The organism is Bacillus sp. JJ664 (genome assembly GCF_036962205.1).
In the GTDB taxonomy this organism is placed as follows: domain Bacteria; phylum Bacillota; class Bacilli; order Bacillales; family Bacillaceae_G; genus Gottfriedia.
Map to the genome: position 1 here is coordinate 275 of NZ_JBALMS010000233.1, position 782 is coordinate 1,056.

Consider the following 782-nt stretch of genomic DNA (forward strand, 5'->3'; position numbering starts at 1 on the left):
GTATATACTTGTGGTTGTTGCCAAGGTTTGATTTCTTTTAATCCTTCAACCATACCTCTTGCCCATCTTGAGCGTTGTTTTGCGAAATGAGCAAGAGTTGTAGGTGCATCTGTAAATGCTACTGCTAAAGGCTCGAAGTACACTTTCCATTCTTTTTGTAATAATCTCCAGGTTAAAACAATATCTTCACCAATTGCATCTGGCCAACCGCCTACTTCTTGTACACATGGGGTTTTATATAAACTAAATGCACCCTGTGCTACTAATGTTCCTTGATATAAGCCTTGCAATCTTTTGATCGAAGCGATTCCTAAAAAATAATCCCATTCCTGAATTTTCGTCCAAATTGTTTCTCGACTATTTCGTACAAGCATTGATCCAGCTACAGCACAAACATCTTCTGGACTACTTTTAATTCTTGAAACTAAATAACGAACTGCTGATGGGTGAATTAATGTATCAGCATCTAATGTAATAACATAAGGCGTTTCCACATATTGTAAACCTGTATTCAAAGCATTAAATTTTCCCGGATTTGGTTCATGTAAAATTGAGATGTTGGCCTTTAATTCCTTTTTTGCTCTTAATACTTCTTCTGTCGTTTGATCTGAAGAGTTATTATTAATGACAATCATTTGTATCTCACCAGTATAATCTTGGTCTGTAACATACTTTAATGTTTGATATATGCCTTTTTCTTCATTATAAGCCGCAATTAGTAAAGTAACTGATTCATTTGGAAACTCATTCTTAAAATTAGGCTGCTTATCTAAAATCAAACT

General features: G+C 34.5%; 1 pseudogene. It reads right to left on the reverse strand.

Going from position 1 to position 782, the window contains the following annotated elements:
* Nucleotides 1–782 (reverse strand): annotated as a pseudogene (locus tag V7056_RS20645) (glycosyltransferase family 2 protein); the annotation flags it as partial.